We start from the raw sequence: 24,518 nt of genomic DNA, 5'->3' as shown, positions 1-24,518 counted from the left end.
AGGAAACCACTCAGGCGGTATATTTTGTTTTTTGTGCATCAACGCTGTATAGCGCGTCATTGCTGTCGATGGAGAGAATAATAAACGTGGATAATGACAATTGTTAGCAAGGAAAACTGTCAGTAATTTTCAAAAAATTTGAGTGATGAGAAGCGAGAAATGTGCTGCCTGAAAGCGATGCGCCATCAGGCATGGGAGTGAGGAGATTAACCGCGCAGCTGCTGCTGTCTGATTGTTGCCTTCACCAGCCGCCATGCGCTCCAGACGCTAAAACCACGTTTGGCCCAGCGTACGAGCAGGTTAGGATTACGGATCGTGCGAATCGCCATGATGCTGCTGCCGACCAACACCCAGGAGCGCAGGTTCAGTAGTGTATTCCAGCCGCGATCGTACGCACCAGTTGCCTCGAGCCAGTCGCGTCGGGTGGCTGTCAGATCCAGCCGTTGCTGCTGGATCTGACTAAGCAGCAGTGCCTTACGTTTTTGACGCTCGACTTTACTGCTCATTATGCATCATCCTCCAGGGCCCGCCTGTCGTTAGCGAGTTCATTGCGGGTATGGCGTAACAGTGTTGACTTGCGGGCCTTACGTAATGTCCATAAGCCGCCAATGAGGGCCAAAAGCAACAGCACCACGGTGGTGGCAATCATCGCGTTGAGGCGGTACTGAGGGTCAATGGCCCAGATGATAAGTACCATCAGGCTCATCAGACCAAAAGCAGCGAACAGCATGGTCAGCCCCAGCATCAGCAGAAGCTGAAAGAGGTTGGCTTTTTCCTCTTCCAGTTCAACGACGGCCAGCCGCAGGCGGGTTTCGACTATTTCAACGAGGATCGTGATGATCCGTTGTCCGATACCCAGTACGCTCTTGCCTGGACCTTGTGCGTGATGAGAATCCGCCATTGTTAACGGCGCGACAGCAGTACGCCAAGTACCACACCGACCGCAGCGCCAATACCGACGCCTGTCCATGGGTTTTCGCGCACATAGTTATCGGCACGGGCAGCGGCTTCACGGGTTTGCTTGGCAATCACGTCGCTGGTTTCTCCCAGACGATTACGGCTCTCTTTCAGTGCTCGTTCAGCCTTGCTGCGAATTTTACTCAACTCTTCTTTCGACTTATCGCCAGAGGAGCTCAGTACCTCTTCAAGCGTATCCGCAAGGGATTTCAGCTCAGCGCGCAGGTGTTCCGTAGCATTATCTTTTGACATAGTTCTCTCCAGGTGAGTGGGTAGTTACCGTACTTAGTAATCGCGAGATTCAAGTTCTTTCAGCTCTTTCTGAGCTTCCGCGAGCTTATGTTCGCGCTTTGCGATTTTATCCGCATCGCCTTTTTGCTTCGCCTCGGCTAAATCACGCTGACGCTCAGCTATCTCATCTTTCTGTTCTGAGATTTTTTTCTGATGGTCGGCGCGCAGTTTACTGTCAGTACAGTTTGCCCGGACTTCGCTAAGTGCCTTGTTCAGGCCATTGATGCGGTTCTGATTATTGTGCTTTTCGGCATAGCTAATCTCCCGCTGAATATCTTGCTCTTTTTCCTGACAAAGGGTGTTGGCGTAGCTGCCGGCACTGAGTGTGAAAAGGGTAATAGCCAAAGCGATGCGGTATTTCATTCTTGAACCTTCCATTGTGATTCGACCCTGTTACTTTGGGGTCGTTGCTCCAGGTAATAAAGCATGGGCCATAAACCCAGTTTATTAATCATAGGCACTAAACGGCGAAATCACCAAAGTGAGTGATATAATTCAGATTCCTGGAAGTTAACCAAAACGATGCGGATTATCACGTAAGCGCGACAACCACTGCACTGCCTGATTGCCATCATCCTGCTGAGCGATGACGAAGCCATGCGGTAATGTTCTGTCCAGCACGACCTTAGCTGCTGCACTTTGCGCGCTGGAATCAAAGGTGATCAGCAGCGCGTCTTTCTGTGGAGTGATACTTTTAAAACGAATTCCGTTAGCATCAAGATGATGCCAGATGGAGAAACCGTCAGGGATGCTGGCGCCCTGGTTAACGGCGCGAATGGCGAGTGTCGATTCCTGATGACGAATGGCTGACCAGGTCAGGATCAGCCCGCCTACAAACAAGATAAAGGTGGTTGTCCAGGCCAGGCGTCGAAGTGTTATGCGTGGTTTCAGCATAATTTACCCTCGGTTCCCGTATTTCTTCTTCCATAGCACAACCAGTGAACCTGCCAGACCAAACACCAGTAAAACGACCGGAAGCAGCATCAGGCATGACATGAGCTGATCTTCGTACTTGAGGAAAACCGGTGTTTTGCCCAGCAGATAACCCAGCGATGTCAGGATGAGCACCCACAACAGCCCGCTCATCCAGTTGAAGAACTGAAAACGTGCATTATTCAGGCCCGACAATCCTGCAATGGTCGGCAGTAACGTTCTGACAAAGGCAATAAAGCGGCCCACCAACAGCGCAGACAGGCCATGTTTGTGGAAAAGGTGATGCGCACGTTGATGGTAATGGGCGGGAAGATGAGAAAGCCAGTTCTGTACGATACGGGTGTTACCCAACCACCGTCCCTGTATATAGCTAACCCAACAGCCGAGGCTGGCCGCGGTAGTAAGTAACAGTACAGTTTGCGGAAAGCCCATTGCTCCTTTGGCAATAAGCACGCCGACCAGTACCAGTAAACTGTCACCAGGTAAAAAGGCCGCAGGAAGCAGCCCGTTTTCCAGAAACAAAATTGTAAACAGGACAAAATACAGCATACCAATCATAGAGGGATTGGCCAGAGTTTCAAAATCCTGAGCCCACAAGGCATTCAGTAATTGAGTCAGTAGTTCCATTCAGTATTCCTGGAGAATCGGTTGTCGTCACGCCGGTTGTCTGGAGTTTGTAATGCCGCAATTTTATTAATGTTTTTACATGGGGCGCGGTCTGACACAAATTCACGGCCTGAACTGTTCCCTGTTAAGTTGTGAAGTAAGCAAGCACTAACACACAAAAATTCAAAACGCTTTTAATTGTAACAAAGGTCAACGTAGTCCGTTATAGAAATTACGGTCGTTGAACTCTGATTTTGCTTATCGCAAAGGAGGGTGGCGAGAGGATTTACACAGGCTGACACTTTATACCTAATGCTTACCGAGCGTTATTCACAGGCACCGCCCTGATGCGCCTGTGAATATAAGAGCGTTTATTTTGCTGCGTTCGCGGCGGTATCCAGATGAACGACCGGATTTTCCGTGAAAAGATAACGGTCAGCGTTGAATTCAAAATCATCGCTGGTTTCGTTGAACAGCATCTGCTTCGTGTTCTCAAGGTGTTGCCACATCGCCAGTTTGGCCGCATGAGGATCTTTACGGATTAATGCCCGCAGGATCTGGTCATGGTCATCACACCAGTTATCTACCGTGCGGAGATCGATGTGATCGTGCAATTTCTTCCAGTAGGGGTTGTGTACGCGCTGAGTCCACATCTTTTCAACAATGGCGGCCAGAGCGGTGTTCTGCGTTGCCAGCGCGACCTGCACATGGAACTGGAGATCCCACTCAGAGTCACGGAAGCTTTTCTCGTTACGCGACTTCTCCTGGATTTCCACCAGTTTCATGATGTCCTGCTTGGTCACCTGGGTCGCGGCAAACTCAGCAATGTTGCTCTCAATGAGCTGGCGAGCCTGGAGAAGCTCAAAGGGACCATAGCTGGCAAACTCCAGGCTTTCATCCGGCGCGACATAGTGTTTTGGCTGGTTAGAGATGACGTGGATCCCCGACCCTTTACGCACTTCAACGTAGCCTTCAACCTCGAGCATGATGATGGCTTCACGGACCACGGTGCGGCTGACATTTTTTTCATCGGCGATAAAGCGTTCGGCGGGAAGTTTATCGCCCACCAGATAGACGCCCTGCTCAATGCGTTCTTTAAGATCAGCAGCAAGTTGTTGATACAAACGTCGTGGTTCGGTGATTTCCATATGCGCTCCAGGCATGATACGGCAGACTATATTTGTTATACCACTTTTGCGACTATGGCTCTACTCGCGACGATAAAAAAGCCGCCAGTTAGCTGGCGGCTTTGCAATTTATAACCTTGCTAAAAAGCGTCAGGTTAACTTTGCGTCGCGGGGTTGTTAGTTTGTGGCCCCGAGTCTATCTCGCTGGCCGGTTTGTTTTGCAACACCGTCCAGATAACCAGCGCACCGAGCAGGTCAAATACTGCCAGCACGGCAAACAGTGGGCTAAAGCCAATGGTGTCAGCCAGGGCGCCAACGACCAGCGCAAACAGGGTACTTGCAAGCCAGGCAGACATACCGGTCAGACCATTCGCGGTTGCCACTTCATTACGGCCAAACACGTCAGAAGAGAGGGTAATCAGCGCACCGGACAGTGCCTGGTGAGCAAAACCGCCGACGCACAGCAGGGCGATAGCAACGTACGGGCTGGTGAACAGACCAATCATCCCTGGGCCAATCATGAGGAATGCCCCCATGGTGACGACCATTTTACGTGAAACGATCAGGTTCACACCGAACCAGCGCTGGAACAGCGGCGGCAAATATCCCCCGACGATACAACCCAGATCGGCAAACAGCATTGGCATCCAGGCGAACATCGCAATCTCTTTCAGGTTAAAGCCGTAGACTTTAAACATGAACAGTGGGATCCAGGCGTTAAAGGTACCCCAGGCTGGTTCTGCCAGAAAACGCGGCAGCGCAATACCCCAGAACTGACGGTTACGTAGGATCTGGCCGAGCGACATTTTCTTCGCGGTGCTGTTTTTATGCTGTGATTCCTGACCGTTGAGGATGTAATCGCGCTCTTCATCAGACAGTTTTTTCTGATCGCGAGGATGTTTATAGAAGACAAGCCAGGACATGGCCCAGATGAAGCTCAGAACACCAGAGATAATGAACGCCATCTGCCAGCTGTGCATGACAATCGCCCAGACTACCAGCGGCGGAGCGATCATCGCACCAATAGAAGATCCGACGTTAAAGTAACCAACTGCAATAGAACGCTCTTTTGCAGGGAACCATTCAGAGCTGGCTTTCAGACCCGCAGGGATCATCGCGGCTTCAGCGGCACCGACAGCGCCTCGCGCGAGTGCCAGACCACCCCAGCTTCCGGCCAGTGCAGTTGCACCACAGAAGACGGCCCACAGAACGGCGAACATCGCGTAGCCCACTTTTGTCCCGAGTACATCCAGAACATAGCCAGCGACGGGTTGCATAACGGTGTAAGCAGCAGAATACGCTGCGATGATATAGGAGTACTGTTGAGTGGAGATGTGTAACTCTTCCATCAGAGTTGGCGCAGCTGCCGCCACAGTGTTACGCGTCAGATAACCCAGCACGGTGCCAAGCGTCACCAGTGCTATCATGTACCAACGTAACCCTTTAATTTTACGCATGTAAAACCTCATCGTTTTGTTATTTCCGCAAGAAGCGCGGTCATCTTCCTGTGTAGGGCGGAGGATGTTCTTTTACGAAGGGCGTAACCGATAAAAACCGGTACTCCCCGAACTTTGCCATGTAAATAATCTTGCTAATTCGGTTTCCGTACCGGTCAATCCGATGGTGGACCATCGGTAATTTGCATTCCGTCGGCTTATGTATTGCGACGGCAAAAAGATAACTTGTCATACAGCTTTAAAAGGTGAGTGCCATCACAAAAGTGTGAATCTTCGTGTGGTCATTATTTCGATTCAGCAAAGCCAGTGCTGGAGCGGTCTGGCGCACGATTTACCTCTTTGAGAGTAATTTTTTTGTCATCATTAGTTGATCTAACTCACGAAAATATCTTCAGTATATGGAAATTGGTGTGATAACTTTGACAACATCAAAACATAAGCAATCTGACGCACTCGCTGAGAGGAAGACGATAATGACCCCGTTTATGACTGAAGATTTTCTGCTGGATACCGAATTTGCCCGCCGTCTCTATCATGATTACGCTAAAGACCAGCCAATCTTCGATTACCACTGCCATTTGCCGCCGCAACAAATCGCGGAAAACTACCGTTTCAACAACCTGTATGACATCTGGCTGAAGGGCGACCACTATAAATGGCGTGCTATGCGTACCAACGGCGTCGCTGAACGCCTGTGTACCGGCGATGCGTCCGATCGTGAAAAGTTTGATGCCTGGGCCGCAACGGTGCCGCACACTATTGGTAACCCGCTCTACCACTGGACGCATCTTGAACTGCGTCGTCCATTTGGTATTACAGGTAAGCTTCTCTCACCTGCTACGGCGGATGAAATCTGGAATCAATGCAATGAATTGCTGGCGCAGGATAAATTTTCCGCGCGCGGTATCATGCAGCAGATGAACGTGAAAATGGTGGGTACCACCGACGATCCGATTGACTCACTGGAGCATCACGCCTCAGTCGCAAAAGACAGCACCTTTGCTATCAAAGTGCTGCCGAGCTGGCGTCCGGATAAAGCCTTCAATATTGAACAGGCGACCTTTAACGACTATATGGCGAAGCTGGGTGAAGTGTCTGACACTGACATTCGCCGCTTTACCGCTCTGCAGACCGCGTTGACTAAACGTCTGGATCACTTTGCTGCTCACGGCTGTAAAGTGTCCGACCACGCCCTCGACGTGGTGCTGTTTGCGGAATCTAACGAATCCGAACTGGATAGCATTCTGGCCCGTCGCCTGGCGGGTGAAACCCTGAGCGAACATGAAGTGGCTCAGTTTAAAACGGCTGTACTGGTGTTCCTTGGCGCTGAGTATGCACGCCGCGGTTGGGTACAGCAGTACCACATTGGCGCGCTGCGTAATAACAACTTGCGTCAGTTCAAACTGCTGGGGCCGGATGTAGGCTTTGACTCCATCAATGATCGTCCTGTTGCAGAAGAACTCTCCAAACTGCTGAGCAAGCAGAACGAAGAAAACCTGCTGCCCAAAACGATCCTGTACTGCCTGAACCCGCGCGATAACGAAGTGCTCGGCACTATGATTGGTAACTTCCAGGGTGAAGGTATGCCGGGCAAAATGCAGTTCGGTTCCGGATGGTGGTTTAACGATCAGAAAGACGGGATGGAGCGCCAGATGACGCAACTGGCCCAGCTCGGCCTGCTGAGCCGCTTTGTCGGCATGCTGACTGACAGCCGTAGCTTCCTGTCATACACACGCCATGAGTATTTCCGTCGCATCCTGTGCCAGATGATTGGGCGTTGGGTTGCCGCTGGTGAAGCACCGGCAGATATCCAGTTGCTGGGTGAAATGGTCAGAAATATCTGCTTCAACAATGCGCGCGACTACTTCGCCATTGAACTGAACTAAGATCCGGGGTTGATATGCAATACATCAAGATCCATACGCTGGATAACGTTGCGGTCGCGCTGGCAGACCTGGCGCAAGGTACGCAGGTAAGTGTCGATAACCATACCGTAACGCTACGACAGGATGTTGTACGTGGACATAAATTTGCACTGAGCGATATTGCGCAGGGTGAGAACGTCATTAAATACGGCTTGCCGATCGGCCATGCTCTGGCGGATATCGCAGCGGGTGAGCATATTCATGCTCACAATACGCGTACCAATCTGAGCGATCTGGATGAATACAGCTATCAACCCGACTTTCAGGAGCCAGAAGTACAACCGGCGGATCGCGATGTGCAGATCTACCGCCGGGCCAATGGCGATGTCGGGGTGCGTAACGAACTGTGGATCCTGCCGACTGTTGGCTGTGTCAACGCCATGGCGCGTCAGATGCAAACTCGTTTCCTGAAAGAGACTAACGATGCTGAAGGTATTGACGGGGTTCATCTCTTTAGTCATACCTACGGCTGTTCGCAACTGGGCGATGATCATATTAACACCCGAACTATGCTGCAAAATATGGTGCGTCATCCGAACGCGGGCGCGGTACTGGTGGTTGGCCTTGGTTGTGAAAACAACCAGGTTGATGCCTTCCGTGAAACGCTGGGCGAGTTCGATCCAGAGCGCGTCCATTTCATGGTCTGCCAACATCAGGAAGATGAAGTGGAAGCCGGGATCGAACATCTTCATCAGTTGTACAACGTGATGCGTAATGATAAGCGCGAGCCGGGTAAACTGGGCGAGCTGAAGTTTGGTCTGGAGTGCGGCGGGTCGGACGGCTTGTCTGGCATTACCGCTAACCCGATGCTGGGGCGTTTTTCCGACTACGTCATTGCTAACGGCGGTACGACTGTACTGACCGAAGTGCCGGAAATGTTCGGTGCTGAGCAACTGCTGATGGATCATTGCCGCGACGAGGCGACCTTCGAGAAGCTGGTGATGATGGTCAATGACTTCAAACAGTACTTCATTGCCCACAACCAGCCGATCTATGAGAACCCATCGCCGGGTAACAAGGCGGGTGGGATTACCACGCTGGAAGATAAATCGCTGGGCTGCACCCAGAAAGCGGGTTCCAGTAAAGTCGTGGATGTACTGCGTTACGGCGAACGTCTTAAAACACACGGCCTGAATCTGTTAAGTGCTCCGGGCAATGATGCCGTTGCGACCAGCGCACTGGCGGGCGCAGGCTGTCATATGGTGTTGTTCAGCACTGGTCGCGGTACGCCTTACGGTGGTTTTGTGCCAACGGTAAAAATCGCCACTAACAGTGAGCTGGCTGCGAAGAAAAAGCACTGGATTGATTTTGACGCCGGACAACTTATCCACGGTAAGGCCATGCCTCAGTTGCTGAACGAGTTTGTCGACACGATAGTTGAGTTTGCTAACGGCAAACAGACCTGTAACGAGCGTAATGACTTCCGTGAGCTGGCTATTTTTAAGAGTGGCGTAACGCTGTAATTATCCTTCATCTTTCGCACCACGATGGTGTTGGCTGTGTTCACTCACCCCGGTCACTTACTTCAGTAAGCTCCGGGGGATACCTGAACTTGCCACCTTGAGGTAGGACGAAATCTTTTGGGTAATTAATCTCGACTGGATTAAAAAAACGGCGTTTCATAATATGGAGCGCCGTTTGTTTTTGTGTTTCCTGACAAGGATCTTCCATGACCGCGTATTGGCTGGCCCAGGGCGTAGGTGTCATCGCCTTTCTGATCGGCATTACCACTTTCTTCAACCGCGATGAGCGCCGATTCAGGCTGCAGCTTGCTGTCTATAGTGCCACTATCGGCGTGCATTTCTTCCTGATGGGAGCGTATCCGGCGGGGATGAGCGCAGAGCTTAACACCATTCGAACGCTTGTCTCGATGCGCACCCGTAAACTGTGGGTGATGACCCTTTTCATTATCTTTACGCTGGTTCTGGGGCTGGCGAAATTACAGCACGCAATGGAGCTTCTCCCTATTGTCGGTACGCTGGCCAGCACCTGGGCGCTGTTTCGCTGTAAAGGTTTAACCGTCCGCTGTGTCATGTGGTGCGCAACAGCCTGCTGGGTTATTCACAATTTCTGGCTGGGATCAATTGGCGGCACGATGATTGAAGGAAGTTTTCTGGTGATGAACGGCCTGAACATTATTCGTTTCAGACGCATGCAAAAACGCGGAATCGATCCCTTCAAAATTGAAAAAAGCGTACAGCAAGAAAACCCCTCCGCACGATGACGGAGGGGAGGAGAGGTTAGCCACGCAGGGCGTTGTTTGCCAGACGCTCGTCTTCAGCCTGGCAAGCTGCGGCGGTAAACAATACATCTGTTGATGAGTTCAGTGCGGTTTCACAGGAGTCCTGCAATACACCGATGATAAAGCCGACGGCAACCACCTGCATGGCGATATCATTTGGGATACCAAACATATTGCACGCCAGTGGGATCAGCAGCAGAGAACCACCCGCCACGCCTGATGCGCCACAGGCACAGAGTGAAGCCACCACGCTAAGTAACAATGCTGTCGGTAAATCAACAGGGATCCCCAGCGTATTGACCGCCGCCAGCGTCAGGACGGTGATGGTAATTGCTGCCCCCGCCATATTGATGGTTGCCCCGAGTGGGATAGAAACAGAGTAGGTATCCCGGTCCAGATTCAGCTTCTCGCACAGCGCCATATTCACCGGAATATTGGCGGCTGAACTGCGGGTGAAGAATGCATAAATACCGCTTTCACGCAGACAAGCCAGTACCAGCGGGTATGGGTTACGGCGAATTTTCCAGAACACCAGCAGCGGGTTAATTACCAGCGCCACCAACAACATACACCCGACCAGCACGGCCAGCAGTTGTGCGTAGCCCCAAAGCGTTGCAAAACCGGTGGTTGCCAGAGTGGAAGAAACCAGACCAAAAATCCCGATCGGCGCGAAACGAATCACCAGTTTCACCATAAAAGTAACGGCATTGGACATATCGTTGACGAGATTTTTGGTCGTGTCGTTACCGTGGCGCAGTGCAAAACCCAGCCCGACAGCCCATACCAGAATACCGATATAGTTCGCGTTGAGCAGAGCATCAATCGGGTTAGAAACCATGCTCATCAACAGACCACGCATGACTTCGACAATACCTGATGGCGGCACAATATCGTTCGCACTACTGGAAAGATGCAGTGTGGACGGGAAAGCGAAGCTGAACACGACGGCGGCTAATGCCGCAGAAAATGTACCGAGCAGGTAGAGAAACAGAATGGGACGGATATTGGTTTTTTGTCCATGCTGGTGGTTAGCGATAGAGGCCATTACCAGCATCAGAACCAGGATTGGGGCGACGGCTTTTAATGCGCCGACGAACAGAGTTCCTAATAAACCAGCGGCTTCTGCCGATGGTTTTGAGATCAGCGCCAGCAAAATCCCCAGTATTAAACCCACCAAAATTTGTTTAACCAGGCTCCCTTGCGCCAAACGCGAGATCAGCCCCGATGAACGTTGCGTAGTCATTTCATAATCCTTTCATTGTGTTGTTGCCCGGTCTTTGTGCGTTCAGTCGACGCATCTTTCAGAATGAGGCAAATGTTTGCATAGCTGAGTATAAGGAAAGAAAGAGGTTGCGGAAGAGAATTATCCTTGATTTCGCGGCGAGATCATATTTTATAACTTTGAATTAACATTTTGATGACATGTTAAACAAAAAGCCCGACGCGTACAGTGCGCGTCGGGCCTTGTCAGATAGCTGGATGAACGTTACTGCATTTGCTGTTTTTTATCGTGCTGGTGGTTGACCCACGCATTTACAATCAGCGTCACAAACAGAATACCGAACACCACGCCTAACGAGATAGCGATAGGGATATGGTAGAAATCAACGATCAGCATCTTGATACCGATAAATACCAGAATGACAGACAGACCGTATTTCAGCATGGAGAAACGCTCCGCCACACCAGCCAGTAGGAAGTACATTGCGCGCAGACCAAGGATCGCAAACAGGTTAGAGGTCAGCACGATGAACGGGTCCGTGGTGACGGCAAAGATGGCTGGAATACTGTCGACGGCAAAAATCACATCGCTCAGCTCAACCAGAATCAGTACCAGCATCAGCGGCGTTACGAACAGCAGGCCGTTTTTACGTACGAAGAAATGCTCGTTCTCGATGGTATCGGTCATGCGTAAATGACCGCGCAGCCAGCGAACTAACGGCCTGTCGCCAATGCCGGAAGCATCCTCTTTTGCCAGCGCCATTTTCACACCGGTAAACAGCAGGAACGCACCGAACACATACAGTAGCCATTCGAATTGGGCGATAAGCCAGCTGCCGGCGAAGATCATAATCGTACGCAGGACAATCGCGCCCAGTACACCATAGACCAGTACCCGACGTTGTAGCGCCGGCGGTACGGAGAAGTAACTGAACAGCATCAGCCAGACAAAGACGTTATCAACCGCCAGCGATTTCTCGATCAAATAGCCGGTAAGGAACGCCAGAGCCTGTGGATCGGCGACGGCACGGCCCTGGGTTTCAGCCAGATACCACCAGAATGCGGCGTTAAACAGTAACGACAGTGTTACCCAGACGATTGACCAGACAGCCGCCTGCTTCATTGACATCGTATGCGCGCCACGACGGCCCTGCAGCAGCAGGTCGATGGCCAGCATAATCACCACCACAACAGCGAAGCCACCCCATAACAACGGTGTGCCGACAGTATTCATTATATTTCCCCATGCATAAAAAAACGGCCAACGCCGAATGACGTTAGCCGCTGCTTTTTATGCATAGACCTTGCCATTCGGCAAGGTCTCACTTACAACAACAAAGGAATACGGTAGCGTATTCCTTTGTTATCGCCCGGTGACCGGATGTGGTTTTTCACACATCGTAATGACGATCAACCGACAACGAAGTTACTCCCCTTTGCGGGTAACAAAGTATTACAGGCCACGTATTCAGTCAATGGCCTGTAACATCTGTTTTACATAATTTTACGCAGTCAGCGATGTATCCGCATGGTCTGCAGGGAAGATGACGCCAGTCTGACGACGAATTTCCGTTTGCAGTTTAGCGGTAATACGGCTGACGGCCAGTGCCGGGTGATCCACTTCGCCAGTTTCTACCAGATGAGCAAAAACCTCTGCCTCATAAAGCATAGTATTGATGTGTTGAGGCACAGTAAGATCCTGCGTTTTACCGCCACGTGGAACAAAGCACACCTTCTGGCACTCAGAGATTTTCTCAATAACCAGAGATCCCGATTCGCCCTGAATTTCACTGTCCAGCACAGAGTCGCTCACTTTGGAATGCTGCAAGGTGACGCTAAAATCACCGTAGTTCATTACCACAACGCCGTGGGCATCGACGCCGCTATCCAGCAGACTGGCGCTGGCCTGCACACTTTGTGGCTCACCCCAAAGCGCAATCGCTGAGGCCAGACAGTAAAAACCGATATCCATAATCGAGCCATTAGAGAACGCCGGATTAAACGTGTTCGGATTTTCACCGTCCAGGTAACGCTGGTAGCGCGACGAGTACTGGCAGTAATTGATAAACGCCTTCCTGATTTTTCCCACCTTTGGCAGGGATTGCTGCAACTGCAGGAAATTGGGCAGGCTGGCGGTCTTGAACGCTTCAAACAGCACGACCTGATTTTCGCGCGCGCAGGCGATTGCGGCATCGACTTCAGTCAGATTTGATGCCAGCGGTTTTTCGCAAATCACATGCTTTTTGTGCGTCAGAAACAGCTCTGTCTGCGGAAAGTGTAGAGAATTTGGGCTGGCAATATATACAGCGTCGATCGCGTCGCTTTGCGCCATCGCTTCCAGTGAGGTAAACAGATGCTCGACGAGATAATCGTTGGCGAAGGTTTGTGCCTGTTCAAGGCTACGGGAATAAACAGCGGTTAACTTATATTTGCCGGTTTCATGGGCGGCATCCACAAACTGGCGGGTGATCCAGTTTGTGCCAATCACTGCGAAACGTATCATAAAGGCCTTCAGGCTGAGAAAAGGGATCCTTTCGCCAATTTAGCATGCCTTGCGGTCAATGCCAGTGCGCTACTACGCAGTTTGCTTGAGTGATTGTTGCGTTAACCACAAACGGGTATCGAACTCCAGTTGATGATACTGAGGTTCCATATGGCAGCACAGTTGGTAAAACGCTTTGTCGTGCTCTTTTTCTTTCAGGTGTGCCAGTTCATGGACGACGATCATGCGCAGAAATGGCTCCGGGGCGGTGCGAAACACGGTTGCGACGCGGATCTCTGCTTTGGCTTTTAGCTTGCCGCCCTGTACGCGCGACACTGCAGTATGCAACCCAAGCGCATTCTTTAGCACGTGGATCTTACTGTCATACATCACTTTATTGAGCGGTGGGGCATTACGCAGAAACTGACTTTTCAGATCCTGAGTATATTGCCAGAGCGCTTTGTCGGTCGCGAAATCATGTGTGCCCGGATAGCGTTTTTCCAGCACTGCGCCCAGCCGCTGCTCGCTAATTAACGTGCGAACCTGGGCCAGCAGGTGTTCCGGGTAGCCCTGGAGATAAGTTAGTTGGTTCATTCATGTCCACGCAAATCATAAAAGTGTATACTCACGCACCCTTTTCAGGGATACGCCGAAATTTTACCATTCAGGAGGGCCGATGAGCCACATAGACAACGGTTTCCGTTCGCTGTCACTTAAACGTTTCCCGGAAACGGATGACGTTAACCCGCTGCTGGCGTGGGAAGCTGCAGATGAATATCTGCTGCAACAGCTGGATGATACCGAGATTAGCGGCCCGGTGATTATCCTGAATGATACTTTCGGCGCGCTGGGCTGTGCGCTGGCGGAACATACACCTTACAGCATTGGCGACTCCTATTTAAGCGAGCTGGCGACGCGTGAAAACCTGCGTCACAACGATATCGCGGAATCCAGCGTCAAGTTTCTTGATAGTACCGCTGAATACCCGCAAGCACCGGGCGTGGTGCTGATTAAGCTGCCAAAAACAATGGCTCTGCTGGAACAGCAACTGCGTGCACTGCGTGAGGTTGTTACGCCGCAAACGCGGATCATCGCTGGTGCGAAAGCGCGTGATATCCACACCTCGACGCTGGAGCTGTTTGAAAAGGTATTAGGCCCAACCACCACGACGCTGGCATGGAAAAAAGCCCGTCTGATCAACTGTACCTTTAGCAATCCTGAGCTGGCTGAAGCCTCACAAACGTTAAGCTGGAAGCTGGAAGGCACCGACTGGACTATCCACAACCACGCTAACGTGTTTTCACGCACCGGACTGGATATTGGCGCGCGTTTCTTTATTGAGCATCTGCCGGAAAATCTGGAAGGCGAAATTGTCGATCTCGGCTGTGGTAACGGCGTGATTGGCCTGACATTGCTGGAGAAAAACCCGCAAGCGAGCGTAGTGTTTGTTGATGAATCGCCAATGGCAGTGGCATCAAGCCGTCTGAACGTTGAAACCAACATGCCTGAAGCGCTGGATCGCTGTGAGTTTATGATCAACAACGCGCTCTCTGGCGTGGAACCTTTCCGTTTTAACGCCGTACTGTGTAACCCGCCGTTCCACCAGAAACATGCGCTGACCGATAACATCGCCTGGGAGATGTTTCACCATGCCCGCCGCTGCCTGAAGATCAACGGTGAGCTGTATATCGTGGCCAACCGCCACCTGGATTACTTCCACAAGCTGAAGAAGATTTTTGGCAACTGCGTCACCATCGCCACTAACAACAAGTTTGTGGTGTTGAAAGCGGTTAAAACGGGCCGCCGCCGCTAAATTCGAGTGCCGGATGGCGGCGTAAATGCCGTATCCGGCCGACAAAAGCTTAAATCTCCAGCGCTAACCTGGTGCCTTGCGCAATAGCGCGTCGGGCATCCAGTTCCATCGCCACATCGCACCCGCCAATCAGATGCACCGTTTTACCTGCCGCATTCAGCGGATCGACCAGTTCGCGTTTGGGTTCCTGACCGGCGCAGATCACCACATGATCCACGTCGAAGATCAGCGGTTCACCGTTGATCAGTACGTGCAGTCCGCCATCGTCGATCTTTTGATAGCTCACTGATGGGATCATTTTTACGCCGCGTGAAAGCAGGGTGGCGCGATGGATCCAGCCCGTTGTTTTACCTAAGCCTTGTCCTGGTTTACTGGCCTTGCGTTGCAACATGACTATCTGACGTGGGCTGCGGGATAAATGCGGCCCTTCCAGGCGTAAACCGCCTGCCTGTTGCAGACTGGTGTCGATCCCCCATTCCACACAGAATTCAGCAATATTTTGACTGGTAGGGGAGCCCGGTTGGCTCAGATACATGGCGGTATCAAAACCGATCCCACCGCAGCCAATAATCGCGACGCGTTTGCCCACCGGCGCTTTATCGCGCAGGACGTCAAGATAGGTCAACACTTTTGGGTGATCAATACCGTCGATCGGCGGCATGCGTGGCTCGATCCCACTGGCGAGGATCACTTCATCAAATGCGTGCAGATCGTGTGCGGTGACAAAATGATTCAGTTTCAGCGTCACGCCGGTCACGTCGATCATTCGGCGGTAGTAGCGCAGCGTTTCATAAAACTCTTCTTTGCCGGGGATCTGTTTGGCGATATTAAACTGTCCGCCGATCTCACCATGCGCATCGAACAGCGTCACGTGATGCCCACGTGCAGCAGCGTTAATGGCAAAGGCGAGCCCCGCAGGGCCAGCACCGACAACCGCCAGGTTTTTCAGTTGAGTGGCCGGAAGGATCGGCATTTTGGTTTCATGGCAAGCGCGTGGGTTCACCAGGCAGGAAGTGACTTTGCCAACGAAGATCTGATCCAGGCAGGCCTGGTTGCAGCCGATACAGGTATTGATCTCATCCGCTCGTCCGGTTTGTGCTTTTGAAAGAAGTTCGGCATCGGCAAGGAACGGACGCGCCATCGACACCATATCGGCATCGCCGCGAGCCAGAATGTCGTCGGCCACGGTTGGATCGTTGATACGGTTCGTGGTGACCAATGGGATCGTCACATGGCCTTTCAGCTTACGTGTCACCCAGCTAAAAGCACCGCGTGGAACCGGCGTGGCGATGGTAGGTATACGTGCTTCATGCCAGCCAATACCAGTATTAATTATGGTGGCACCTGCCTCTTCTATTGCCTGCGCCAGCTGGACCGTTTCGTCAAAGGTTCCACCATTTTCCACCAGGTCGAGCATCGACAGCCGAAAGATAATAATAAAGTCATTACCGGCACGTTGGCGTACCGCCCGAACAACCTCCACAGCAAAACGCATGCGATTGGTATAATCGCCTCCCCATTCGTCATTACGCTGGTTGGTGCGCAATGTCAGGAATTCGTTGATTAGATACCCTTCCGAACCCATCACTTCTACGCCGTCATAACCTGCTTCCCGCGCCAGTTGCGCGCAGTGAGCAAAATCCTCAATCAGTTGTAGAACTTCATCATGGGTCAGTTCATGCGGTGTAAAGCGGTTGATCGGGGCCTGAATGGCTGAAGGCGCGACCAGATGTGGCTGATAGCTGTAGCGCCCGGTATGCAGGATTTGTAGCGCAATTTTGCCACCTTCGTCGTGAACGGCATCAGTAATGATGCGATGGTGCGGCAACTGGCTGGTATCGTTCAGCGTCGCGCCACCCTCCATACCGACGCCAGATAATGCAGGAGCAATACCCCCGGTCACAATCAGGGCTACACCGTGGCGGGCGCGTTCGGCGTAGAACGCGGCCAGCCGTTCTGCACCATCGGGATACTCTTCCAGCCCGGTATGCATCGAACCCATCAGCACACGGTTTTTAAGCGTGGTGAATCCCAGATCGAGCGGGGCGAACAGCGACGGATAGCTCATAAAGGTGTCCAGTATGTAAAATTATTGTTATGTGGTCGGATGAGTTACTAATTTAGCTGGCGCTGCGTAAAAGGGAAAAGGGGAATGGCGTGATTGTGATGGGATTCAAAAAAGATGCGTATGCCTGCGAAGAAATTGCCGGATGGCAGTACTAACGCATCTACTCCGACCTACGGTATGGTGCTGCTGTAGGCTGGAGAAGGCGTAGCCGCCATCCGGCATCTGTCACACTTGCTCCACGCTCACCCGTAATGCAGCCAGGGCTTTGCGCGTTGATCGTATTACCAGTTCGCATTGCTCGATTGTTAATGTTAACGGCGGTTCGATACGGATCGTCTTTGCGTTATTCAGTGTTCCGGCCACCAGTACCCGCTGGCGGAACATCTCACTGGCAAAGTTGTAACCTATCTCATTATCGACAAATTCAATCGCCATTAGCATGCCTTTCCCACGTACGTCATGCACAAGGTCCGGGTATTCCCGCGCCAGCTGTCGGAAGCCATCCAGCAACATATCGCCTTTCTGTTCTGCCTGGGCTGGTAAATTTTGCTCCAGCAGAACATTGATAGTTGCCAGCGCCGCTGCACAGGAAAGCGGGTTGCCGCCAAAGGTGGTGGTGTGCAGGAAGGGGTTATCAAACAAAACGGAGAACACCTCTTCAGTCGCGATTGTCGCCCCAATGGGCATTACACCGCCGCCCAGCGCTTTTGCCAGACACATGATGTCGGGCTGCACGTTTTCGTGTTCGCAGGCGAACATCTTACCGGTACGCCCCATGCCTGTTTGTACTTCGTCGAGGATCATCAGCGCGCCAAACTCATCGCAGAGTTTACGTACGGCGGTCAAATACCCCTGCGGCGGTAGGATCACTCCGCCTTCACCCTGAATCGGCTCCAGAATAACGGCAGCCACATCGTCACCTGTTTTTTTACACTCGCTGAGTACGGTGCGCATCGCGTCAGTATCGCCAAAAGGAACATGACGGAAGCCCGGCAGCAGCGGCATAAATGGTTTACGGAAGGTGGATTTAGCCGTGGCGGACAGCGAGCCCAGCGATTTTCCGTGGAAAGCGCCACTGGTGGCAACAAACGTAAATTTGCCGCGCGGTGACTGGTACGCTTTCGCCAGCTTCAGTGCCGCTTCGACTGACTCGGTCCCACTGTTGCTGAAGAAACTGTATTTCAGCTTTCCGGGTGCCAGCGCGGCAAGCGTTTTTGCCAGCATGGCTCGTAATGGATCAAGCAATTCCTGGCTGTGCAGAGGTTGTTTCGCGAGTTGATTCTGTACGGCGGAGACCACTACTGGATTACGGTGCCCCACGTTGAAAATTCCAAAACCCCCCAGGCAATCGACAAACTCCTGTCCCTGGGTGTCGACAAGCGTATTCAGGCTTCCCGCTTGCCACTCTACGGCTCCGTAATCCCCGCCGGCAGTTACAGATTTTCGATACTCTAAAAACCCTGGATTAACATGCTCTTTGAAGTAATCAATCACCTCTCGGTTAAGTGCTTTCATCTCCTCATGATCAAGCGTTCGCTTCTCAATGAGATTCAGTGCGTGTGCGCTGCAGGCCAGAGCCGATGCGCTGGAAGGTAACCTGTTCAAAATATGCTCCCGGAGCTCGCGTATCACATGATACTGAATTAAGTATTGCAGGGATTGCGCCATCCCGGCGCGCTTAACGAAAATCGGGATAAACGCCAGGAAATAACTCGCTTGTGCAACATTTAATCTCAAACATTAACATTTGCTGGTATTTTGCCCAGGTTTACAGCCAGAAAACAGACGGGAAAAGTGGCCTACTGCGCTAAAAGTGGGCAAAAATTGTACTATTGCAGTGCGTGGAGTGAAGTGTTGTTGAATAGTTTCGTTACGAAAGTATTTTAAATCAATGAATTAGAAAACATACAGATTTTGAGGTTTAATCGCAAATTGCGATCTAAATCAAATTTAACAACTAAAGTTAAAAAGATTAGCGCCGAAATAACATAAGCCGAAAGAGTTAACAACCAGATAACCTGCACAGGACGCAACCATGTCTTCTCATCCCTACGTTAGTCAGCAAAATACACCGCTGGATGATGATATCACCCTCATGTCGACCACCGATTTACAAAGCTATATTACCCATGCGAACGATACCTTTGTTCAGGTCAGCGGCTATCAGCTGAATGAATTGCTCGGTAAGCCGCATAACCTGGTTCGTCATCCGGATATGCCAAAAGCGGCGTTTGCGGATATGTGGTACACGCTGCAGCAGGGCGAGCCGTGGAGTGGGATTGTGAAAAACCGACGTAAAAATGGCGATCACTATTGGGTGAGAGCCAACGCGGTGCCGATGGTGCGGGATGGACATGTTACCGGGTATATGTCCATCCGGACCCGGGCGACGGAGGAAGAGATCGCGGCGGTAGAGCCTTTATATAAGGCGCTGAATGAAGGGCGTTGTAACAGGCGTATTCATAAAGGGCTGGTGGTGCGTAAAGGCTGGCTGGGTAAACTCCCGTCGCTCCCGGTGCGCTGGCGGGTACGTAGTGTGATGGCATTGATGTTTGCCGTGCTGGCCGTTGCGTTGCAGCAGATGGGGACTGAATGGCCGCTACTGCTGATGAGTGCGCTGGTGATGCTGGCTGGAACGGCGATCTTCGAATGGCAAATTGTACGCCCAATCGAGAATGTTGCCCGTCAGGCGCTGAAAGTCGCGACCGGAGAGCGCAATAGCGTGTCGCACCTTAACCGCAGCGATGAATTGGGGCTGATGTTACGGTCAGTGGGGCAACTGGGATTAATGTGTCGCTGGCTTATCCATGATGTTTCAAGCCAGGTTTCCTGTGTGCGTAACGACAGCGAAACGCTGGCAAAAGGCAGTGATGATTTGAACCGGCACACGCAACAGACGGTAGAAAATGTGCAGGAAACGGTGACGACGATGAACCAGATGGCGGCGTCGGTGAAGCAAAACTCCGCGACAGCATCCGCTGCCGACAAGCTCTCCATTGCAGCCAGCAGTGCGGCAACGCAGGGTGGTGAGGCGATGGACACCGTCATTAAAACGATGGACGATATTGCTAATAGCACCCAGCGGATCGGCACTATCACTACTCTGATTAACGATATTGCCTTCCAGACTAACATTCTGGCGTTGAACGCAGCGGTTGAAGCCGCGCGAGCGGGCGAGCAGGGGAAAGGGTTCGCCGTGGTGGCGGGAGAGGTACGCCATCTTGCCAGCCGTAGCGCCAGTGCGGCGAATGACATCCGCAAATTGATCGATGCCAGCGCTGACAAAGTGCAGTCTGGTTCCGATCAGGTTCACGCTGCCGGGCGCACAATGGACGACATTGTGGCGCAGGTACAAAACGTTACCCAACTGATTGCCCAAATCAGCCACTCCACGCTGGAACAGGCGGATGGGCTTTCCAGCCTGACTCGCGCGGTGAATGAATTGAGCAGCATTACGCAGAAAAATGCAGAACTTGTCGAAGAGAGTGCCCACATTTCAGCGATGGTGAAACATCGTGCCGGGCGTCTGGAAGATGCCGTAACGGTCCTGCATTAACCTCAGGTGTGAAGGCGGAACAACGGGTTCCGCCTTTTGACCGGTTTGTTTTAATCTAACTGGGTGATGTCCAGTGAGGCACGATCGATAATACCGATGATTTTTTTGATCTGCGCATCGCTGGTATCACCATGATTAACCCGCAGATCCAGTACGGCCTTGAAGTTATCCAGCGCCCGTTTCATTTGCGGATTTTTACGTAATTCAAAACCCACACAACGCGCTTTAATGCGTTCGTGGATATGTTCCAGATGCTCACGGTTTTCATCAAGCCACTGCTGACCTTGCGTGGTGATCGTTATCTGTTTACGTCCGCTTTCTTCATCGTTGATGACAATCAGTTCCTGGTCCTGCAAAAAATCCAGCGTCGGATAAATCACGCCGGGGCTTGGTGTGTAATTACCCTGGGTCAGTGTTTCGATGGCTTTGATCAGTTCATAGCCGTGGCTGGCATCGCGGGTCAAAATATCCAGAATCACCAGGCGCAATTCGCCGTGGCCGAAAAAGCGCTGACGACGGCCGCCGCCGCCCCGGCCATGGCGATGTCCGCAGCCGTGCTCGTGGTGGTGCTCTTTGTTACAACCTTCGTGGCGATGTTCTTCACTTTTGCAGCAACCCTGATGGTGATGCTCGGTGTCATGGCCTTCGTGGTGATGCCTTTCACCTTTGCAGCATCCTTCGTGTTGGTGTTCTGCTTTTTTGCAGCAACCTTCATGTTGGTTTTGCATCATCTTCTCCTGATGTTATTTAGATATATCTAATTTATATCTAAAATCTGGTGTTTTGCAAGGATGTTATTTTTATTGATTATAATATATTGATTTTTATTATTTTTAATTCGGTGTTGTCGTTCTGATAAGCAGAGCGAGACTATATCAAAAAAAGTGCTTGCAATATTTGTAACTAGCAATCATTATCATTTAAAAATTTAATTAGATATATCGTATTATTTTCACGAAGGCGGAAAAATGACAAAAAATACCCCACGCTACCCACAGCGCGTTCGTAATGAACTGCGCTTTCGCGAACTCTCAGTTCTGCGCGTTGAACGCATAAGCGCGGGTTTTCAGCGTATCGTTCTTGGCGGTGACGCACTGGATGGCTTTAGCTCACGCGGTTTTGATGATCACTCCAAAGTCTTTTTTCCTGAACCGGGTACGCATTTTGTGCCGCCAGTGGTGACGGATGAGGGCATTGTCTGGGCAGAGGGAGTCCGTCCTGCATCCCGGGATTACACGCCGCTGTATGATGAAGCGCGTCATGAGCTGGCGCTGGATTTCTTCATTCATGACGGCGGCGTGGCGAGTACCTGGGCGATGAACGCCCGTGAAGGTGACAAGCTGACAATCGGTGGACCACGCGGTTCTCTGGTGGTACCAGAAGACTATGCGTATCAGGTTTACGTGTGTGATGAGTCGGGAATGCCAGCTCTGCGCCGCCGCCTGGAAGCGCTGAGTCGTTTAGCGGTGCGTCCAGAGGTGACTGCACTGGTGAGCGTGCAGGATGCAGCCTGCCAGGATTATCTTTCCCACCTCGACGGGTTTGCTATCCAGTGGTTTGTCGGTCATAACGAGCAGGCGGTGAACGACGTGCTGGCGCAACTAAATGTACCTGCAGAAGATTATTTCATCTGGATAACAGGCGAAGGAAAAGTGGTGAAAAACCTGAGTGCCCGCTTTGAAACCGAGGCGTTCGATCAGCAACTGGTACGTGCAGCTGCTTACTGGCACCAACGCAAAGCCGCTGATCAATAATTAGACGGAGGAACGCCAAAGGCCTGGCGAAACGCGTAGCTAAATGCCGCGGTGCTCGAATAACCCACGTCGAGTGCGGCGGCGGTCACGCTTTTATTTTTCTTAAGCATTAATACGGATTCCAGAATCCGCATTTTTTGCTTCCAGACGCTGAAAGGTAATCCCGTTTCTTTTTTGAAATGGCGCGAAAATGTGCGAGGCGACATGCCGAGATGCTGCGCCCAGTACTCTAACGAATGCTCCAGCGCGGGGGATTCCTGTATTGTCCGGCAGATTTTTGTTAATTCGCGATCCTGTGGCCAGGGTAATACAAAGGCAACTTCCGGTAACTGCAAAATAATATCGACCAATACGCTGACCAGCTTCCCTTCTTTTGACTGACGATCGTAATGGCCCGAAATTAAGTTGGTCGCGTAATGAATAAACTCTCGGGCGAAATCACTGATGGCGACCACTTTACACTCATCAATACGTTTCTCCAGAAAGTCCGGTTTAATATCCAGATTCTCTAAATGAACATCATCCAGCGCCCACACCGCATGTTCAATATTATGAGGGATCCAGATTCCATAATGCGCGGGGATTATCCAGCATTTGCCGGCGACATCAATACGCATGCTTCCCTTGCGGGCAAAATGAAACTGGGTAAAAGAGTGTGAGTGCTGCGGTACATGGTTATTCGCTTCAAGGACATATGAGCGAAAGTAAACATCCTGCGGCAGTTCTGCCATTGAGTCATCCGGGAAGGAATTCCACTGTTTCTGCTTGATGGTTTCCATAAAGAAATACGTAATGCTCCCGGTTATGTGGCCTCTACTCGATAGATCTTGTCCGCAAATCATAATACATACACTCTGTTTTCCATAATAATCTTGCCTAAGAATTATTAGCCCACTTTTGGTAAAGACCATGGACACGCTTTGTTCAGATGCTGTAATCGTAAATGAAACAAATGATAATTGGACGCGGATGGGGAAAGAGCTGCTCCAGCAGGCTGATATCCAGATCAATGGTTCGCGTGCCTGGGATATTCAACTTCATCATGCCGGTTTCTTTAAACGGGTACTGCAACAAGGTTCTTTAGGGCTTGGCGAAAGCTATATGGAAGGCTGGTGGGACTGCGAACGGCTCGATATTCTGTTCTGCAAGATCCTCAAAGCAAAACTCGATCAAAAAATGCCGGGCAATCTGAAAGATATTTTACGCATTGCCAGTGCACGCCTTTTTAATTTGCAGTCGCGCAGCCGGGCCTGGATTGTCGGCAAAGAGCATTATGATATTGGTAATGATCTCTTCGCCCTGATGCTTGATCCGTACATGCAATATTCCTGTGGCTACTGGAAAGATGCGACCTCATTAGAGGATGCGCAAAATGCCAAATTAAAAATGATCTGCGAGAAGTTGCAACTGAAGCCGGGGATGCGTTTACTGGATATCGGTTGCGGATGGGGTGGCCTGGCAGAATATGCAGCGCGCCATTATGGCGTGGCGGTAGAGGGTGTCACCATCTCGAAAGAGCAACAGAAAATGGCGCAGCAGCGCTGTGACGGGCTGGATGTCACCATTCTGCTTCAGGACTATCGTGACCTTGATAAGCACTACGATCGTATTGTCTCCGTGGGGATGTTCGAACATGTGGGGCCGAAAAACTACGATACCTATTTCAGTATCGCTGACCGCTGTTTAAAACCTGATGGCCTCTTTCTGCTTCACACCATTGGCAGCAATAAAAAAGGGATGAGTGTAGATCCGTGGATCAATAAATATATTTTCCCGAACGGATGTTTACCGGCGATATCGCATATTGCCGAGGCCAGTGAGTCGCGGTTTGTGATGGAGGACTGGCATAACTTCGGTAGTGATTATGATAAAACGCTGATGGCCTGGCACCAGCGTTTTAATCAGGCATGGCCAGAGTTGTCTTCACATTACTCCGCCACTTTTAGAAGAATGTTCAATTACTATTTATGCGCATGCGCCGGAGCTTTCCGCGCCCGAGACATTGAGCTTTGGCAGGTACTGTTTAGCCGTGGCGTCGAGGGCGGTATTCGCGTTTATCGCTAATAGGGTTAGTAGAGAGATTCAT

At 51.3% G+C, this 24,518-nt stretch carries 23 protein-coding genes; 7 read left to right on the top strand and 16 right to left on the bottom strand.

Annotated features, from left to right (window positions below):
- Nucleotides 1–206 precede the first annotated feature (206 nt).
- The 8 genes from AACS05_RS20630 to AACS05_RS20595 all read right to left on the bottom strand — a co-directional run bounded on the left by AACS05_RS20630 (nucleotide 207) and on the right by AACS05_RS20595 (nucleotide 5,371).
- Nucleotides 207–506, bottom strand: coding sequence for a YqjK-like family protein (locus tag AACS05_RS20630; RefSeq protein WP_045447887.1), 300 nt, complete (start codon nucleotides 504–506; stop codon nucleotides 207–209).
- On the bottom strand, nucleotides 506–901 hold the full coding sequence (locus tag AACS05_RS20625) for a phage holin family protein (protein WP_045447884.1): 396 nt from the start codon (nucleotides 899–901) through the stop codon (nucleotides 506–508). Before AACS05_RS20625 ends, AACS05_RS20630 begins: the two co-directional genes overlap by 1 nt.
- A gap of 2 nt (nucleotides 902–903) precedes the next feature.
- Nucleotides 904–1,209 (bottom strand): DUF883 family protein, encoded by a 306-nt coding sequence (locus tag AACS05_RS20620; RefSeq protein ID WP_045447881.1) that lies wholly within the window; start codon nucleotides 1,207–1,209, stop codon nucleotides 904–906.
- A gap of 33 nt (nucleotides 1,210–1,242) precedes the next feature.
- Nucleotides 1,243–1,611 (bottom strand): DUF1090 domain-containing protein, encoded by a 369-nt coding sequence (locus AACS05_RS20615; RefSeq protein WP_045447878.1) that lies wholly within the window; start codon nucleotides 1,609–1,611, stop codon nucleotides 1,243–1,245.
- A gap of 147 nt (nucleotides 1,612–1,758) precedes the next feature.
- Nucleotides 1,759–2,142, bottom strand: coding sequence for an EnvZ/OmpR regulon moderator MzrA (gene mzrA / locus AACS05_RS20610; RefSeq protein WP_045447874.1), 384 nt, complete (start codon nucleotides 2,140–2,142; stop codon nucleotides 1,759–1,761).
- 3 nt (nucleotides 2,143–2,145) lie between these two features.
- Nucleotides 2,146–2,808: a DedA family general envelope maintenance protein YqjA gene (gene yqjA, locus AACS05_RS20605; RefSeq protein ID WP_045447871.1), complete on the bottom strand. Its 663-nt coding sequence runs from the start codon at nucleotides 2,806–2,808 to the stop codon at nucleotides 2,146–2,148.
- Nucleotides 2,809–3,158: 350 nt separating this feature from the next.
- Nucleotides 3,159–3,935 carry a transcriptional regulator ExuR gene (exuR, locus tag AACS05_RS20600; protein ID WP_045447868.1) on the bottom strand — a complete coding sequence of 259 codons (777 nt, stop codon included), beginning with the start codon at nucleotides 3,933–3,935 and terminating at the stop codon, nucleotides 3,159–3,161.
- Between the two features lie 134 nt (nucleotides 3,936–4,069).
- The gene (locus AACS05_RS20595; protein WP_045449797.1) at nucleotides 4,070–5,371 is read right to left on the bottom strand and encodes an MFS transporter; all 1,302 of its coding nucleotides are present in this window, start codon (nucleotides 5,369–5,371) and stop codon (nucleotides 4,070–4,072) included.
- 473 nt (nucleotides 5,372–5,844) lie between these two features.
- Between AACS05_RS20595 and uxaC the strand changes: the two genes are divergently transcribed.
- The 3 genes from uxaC (at nucleotide 5,845) to AACS05_RS20580 (ending at nucleotide 9,520) form a co-directional block, all read left to right on the top strand.
- Nucleotides 5,845–7,257 carry a glucuronate isomerase gene (uxaC, locus tag AACS05_RS20590; RefSeq protein ID WP_045447866.1) on the top strand — a complete coding sequence of 471 codons (1,413 nt, stop codon included), beginning with the start codon at nucleotides 5,845–5,847 and terminating at the stop codon, nucleotides 7,255–7,257.
- Between the two features lie 14 nt (nucleotides 7,258–7,271).
- A complete protein-coding gene (locus tag AACS05_RS20585) occupies nucleotides 7,272–8,759 on the top strand; it encodes a UxaA family hydrolase (protein ID WP_045447862.1) in 1,488 nt (495 codons plus the stop codon).
- A gap of 206 nt (nucleotides 8,760–8,965) precedes the next feature.
- On the top strand, nucleotides 8,966–9,520 hold the full coding sequence (locus tag AACS05_RS20580) for a YgjV family protein (RefSeq protein WP_045447858.1): 555 nt from the start codon (nucleotides 8,966–8,968) through the stop codon (nucleotides 9,518–9,520).
- 16 nt (nucleotides 9,521–9,536) lie between these two features.
- Here AACS05_RS20580 and sstT read toward each other — a convergent pair whose 3' ends face one another.
- The 4 genes from sstT to AACS05_RS20560 form a co-directional block, all read right to left on the bottom strand.
- The gene (gene sstT, locus AACS05_RS20575; protein ID WP_045447855.1) at nucleotides 9,537–10,781 is read right to left on the bottom strand and encodes a serine/threonine transporter SstT; all 1,245 of its coding nucleotides are present in this window, start codon (nucleotides 10,779–10,781) and stop codon (nucleotides 9,537–9,539) included.
- A 243-nt stretch (nucleotides 10,782–11,024) separates the two neighbouring features.
- Nucleotides 11,025–11,993 carry a TerC family protein gene (locus AACS05_RS20570; RefSeq protein ID WP_045447852.1) on the bottom strand — a complete coding sequence of 323 codons (969 nt, stop codon included), beginning with the start codon at nucleotides 11,991–11,993 and terminating at the stop codon, nucleotides 11,025–11,027.
- A gap of 270 nt (nucleotides 11,994–12,263) precedes the next feature.
- Nucleotides 12,264–13,262: a Gfo/Idh/MocA family protein gene (locus AACS05_RS20565; protein WP_045447846.1), complete on the bottom strand. Its 999-nt coding sequence runs from the start codon at nucleotides 13,260–13,262 to the stop codon at nucleotides 12,264–12,266.
- Between the two features lie 72 nt (nucleotides 13,263–13,334).
- Complete coding sequence (locus tag AACS05_RS20560; RefSeq protein WP_045447843.1) at nucleotides 13,335–13,835, bottom strand: M48 metallopeptidase family protein; 501 nt, start codon at nucleotides 13,833–13,835, stop codon at nucleotides 13,335–13,337.
- An 82-nt stretch (nucleotides 13,836–13,917) separates the two neighbouring features.
- Here AACS05_RS20560 and rlmG point away from each other — a divergent pair, with 82 nt between their 5' ends.
- The gene (gene rlmG / locus AACS05_RS20555; protein WP_045447841.1) at nucleotides 13,918–15,054 is read left to right on the top strand and encodes a 23S rRNA (guanine(1835)-N(2))-methyltransferase RlmG; all 1,137 of its coding nucleotides are present in this window, start codon (nucleotides 13,918–13,920) and stop codon (nucleotides 15,052–15,054) included.
- Nucleotides 15,055–15,103: 49 nt separating this feature from the next.
- Here rlmG and AACS05_RS20550 read toward each other — a convergent pair whose 3' ends face one another.
- Nucleotides 15,104–17,122, bottom strand: a complete 2,019-nt coding sequence (locus AACS05_RS20550) for an oxidoreductase (RefSeq protein ID WP_045447838.1) — start codon at nucleotides 17,120–17,122, stop codon at nucleotides 15,104–15,106.
- 225 nt (nucleotides 17,123–17,347) lie between these two features.
- Entirely contained in the window at nucleotides 17,348–18,727 is a 1,380-nt protein-coding gene (gene ygjG / locus AACS05_RS20545; protein WP_167493934.1) for a putrescine aminotransferase, read from the bottom strand.
- 430 nt (nucleotides 18,728–19,157) lie between these two features.
- Here ygjG and AACS05_RS20540 point away from each other — a divergent pair, with 430 nt between their 5' ends.
- Nucleotides 19,158–20,678: a methyl-accepting chemotaxis protein gene (locus AACS05_RS20540; RefSeq protein ID WP_045447835.1), complete on the top strand. Its 1,521-nt coding sequence runs from the start codon at nucleotides 19,158–19,160 to the stop codon at nucleotides 20,676–20,678.
- A 50-nt stretch (nucleotides 20,679–20,728) separates the two neighbouring features.
- On the opposite strand, the gene AACS05_RS20535 is transcribed toward AACS05_RS20540, so the two are convergent.
- Nucleotides 20,729–21,409, bottom strand: a complete 681-nt coding sequence (locus AACS05_RS20535) for a PadR family transcriptional regulator (protein WP_190284570.1) — start codon at nucleotides 21,407–21,409, stop codon at nucleotides 20,729–20,731.
- 237 nt (nucleotides 21,410–21,646) lie between these two features.
- Here AACS05_RS20535 and AACS05_RS20530 point away from each other — a divergent pair, with 237 nt between their 5' ends.
- Nucleotides 21,647–22,432 (top strand): siderophore-interacting protein, encoded by a 786-nt coding sequence (locus AACS05_RS20530; protein WP_045447828.1) that lies wholly within the window; start codon nucleotides 21,647–21,649, stop codon nucleotides 22,430–22,432.
- Here the strand turns inward: AACS05_RS20530 and AACS05_RS20525 are convergent.
- On the bottom strand, nucleotides 22,426–23,274 hold the full coding sequence (locus AACS05_RS20525) for a helix-turn-helix domain-containing protein (protein WP_045447824.1): 849 nt from the start codon (nucleotides 23,272–23,274) through the stop codon (nucleotides 22,426–22,428). The genes AACS05_RS20530 and AACS05_RS20525 overlap by 7 nt on opposite strands.
- 67 nt (nucleotides 23,275–23,341) lie before the next feature.
- Between AACS05_RS20525 and cfa the strand changes: the two genes are divergently transcribed.
- Complete coding sequence (gene cfa, locus AACS05_RS20520; RefSeq protein ID WP_045447821.1) at nucleotides 23,342–24,496, top strand: cyclopropane fatty acyl phospholipid synthase; 1,155 nt, start codon at nucleotides 23,342–23,344, stop codon at nucleotides 24,494–24,496.
- Nucleotides 24,497–24,518 lie beyond the last annotated feature (22 nt).

Source organism: Citrobacter sp. S-77 (genome assembly GCF_963864895.1).
GTDB classification, from domain to species: domain Bacteria; phylum Pseudomonadota; class Gammaproteobacteria; order Enterobacterales; family Enterobacteriaceae; genus Citrobacter; species Citrobacter murliniae.
This window is presented reverse-complemented; position numbering and strand designations above follow the sequence as displayed.

Excerpts from the sequence above, each read along its gene's own strand:
- AACS05_RS20630 (WP_045447887.1), bottom strand. The coding sequence starts at position 506 with ATGAGCAGTAAAGTCGAGCGTCAAAAACGTAAGGCACTGCTGCTTAGT.
- AACS05_RS20625 (WP_045447884.1), bottom strand. The coding sequence starts at position 901 with ATGGCGGATTCTCATCACGCACAAGGTCCAGGCAAGAGCGTACTGGGT.
- AACS05_RS20620 (WP_045447881.1), bottom strand. The coding sequence starts at position 1,209 with ATGTCAAAAGATAATGCTACGGAACACCTGCGCGCTGAGCTGAAATCC.
- AACS05_RS20615 (WP_045447878.1), bottom strand. The coding sequence starts at position 1,611 with ATGAAATACCGCATCGCTTTGGCTATTACCCTTTTCACACTCAGTGCC.
- mzrA (WP_045447874.1), bottom strand. The coding sequence starts at position 2,142 with ATGCTGAAACCACGCATAACACTTCGACGCCTGGCCTGGACAACCACC.
- yqjA (WP_045447871.1), bottom strand. The coding sequence starts at position 2,808 with ATGGAACTACTGACTCAATTACTGAATGCCTTGTGGGCTCAGGATTTT.
- exuR (WP_045447868.1), bottom strand. The coding sequence starts at position 3,935 with ATGGAAATCACCGAACCACGACGTTTGTATCAACAACTTGCTGCTGAT.
- AACS05_RS20595 (WP_045449797.1), bottom strand. The coding sequence starts at position 5,371 with ATGCGTAAAATTAAAGGGTTACGTTGGTACATGATAGCACTGGTGACG.
- uxaC (WP_045447866.1), top strand. The coding sequence starts at position 5,845 with ATGACCCCGTTTATGACTGAAGATTTTCTGCTGGATACCGAATTTGCC.
- AACS05_RS20585 (WP_045447862.1), top strand. The coding sequence starts at position 7,272 with ATGCAATACATCAAGATCCATACGCTGGATAACGTTGCGGTCGCGCTG.
- AACS05_RS20580 (WP_045447858.1), top strand. The coding sequence starts at position 8,966 with ATGACCGCGTATTGGCTGGCCCAGGGCGTAGGTGTCATCGCCTTTCTG.
- sstT (WP_045447855.1), bottom strand. The coding sequence starts at position 10,781 with ATGACTACGCAACGTTCATCGGGGCTGATCTCGCGTTTGGCGCAAGGG.
- AACS05_RS20570 (WP_045447852.1), bottom strand. The coding sequence starts at position 11,993 with ATGAATACTGTCGGCACACCGTTGTTATGGGGTGGCTTCGCTGTTGTG.
- AACS05_RS20565 (WP_045447846.1), bottom strand. The coding sequence starts at position 13,262 with ATGATACGTTTCGCAGTGATTGGCACAAACTGGATCACCCGCCAGTTT.
- AACS05_RS20560 (WP_045447843.1), bottom strand. The coding sequence starts at position 13,835 with ATGAACCAACTAACTTATCTCCAGGGCTACCCGGAACACCTGCTGGCC.
- rlmG (WP_045447841.1), top strand. The coding sequence starts at position 13,918 with ATGAGCCACATAGACAACGGTTTCCGTTCGCTGTCACTTAAACGTTTC.
- AACS05_RS20550 (WP_045447838.1), bottom strand. The coding sequence starts at position 17,122 with ATGAGCTATCCGTCGCTGTTCGCCCCGCTCGATCTGGGATTCACCACG.
- AACS05_RS20540 (WP_045447835.1), top strand. The coding sequence starts at position 19,158 with ATGTCTTCTCATCCCTACGTTAGTCAGCAAAATACACCGCTGGATGAT.
- AACS05_RS20535 (WP_190284570.1), bottom strand. The coding sequence starts at position 21,409 with ATGATGCAAAACCAACATGAAGGTTGCTGCAAAAAAGCAGAACACCAA.
- AACS05_RS20530 (WP_045447828.1), top strand. The coding sequence starts at position 21,647 with ATGACAAAAAATACCCCACGCTACCCACAGCGCGTTCGTAATGAACTG.
- AACS05_RS20525 (WP_045447824.1), bottom strand. The coding sequence starts at position 23,274 with ATGATTTGCGGACAAGATCTATCGAGTAGAGGCCACATAACCGGGAGC.
- cfa (WP_045447821.1), top strand. The coding sequence starts at position 23,342 with ATGGACACGCTTTGTTCAGATGCTGTAATCGTAAATGAAACAAATGAT.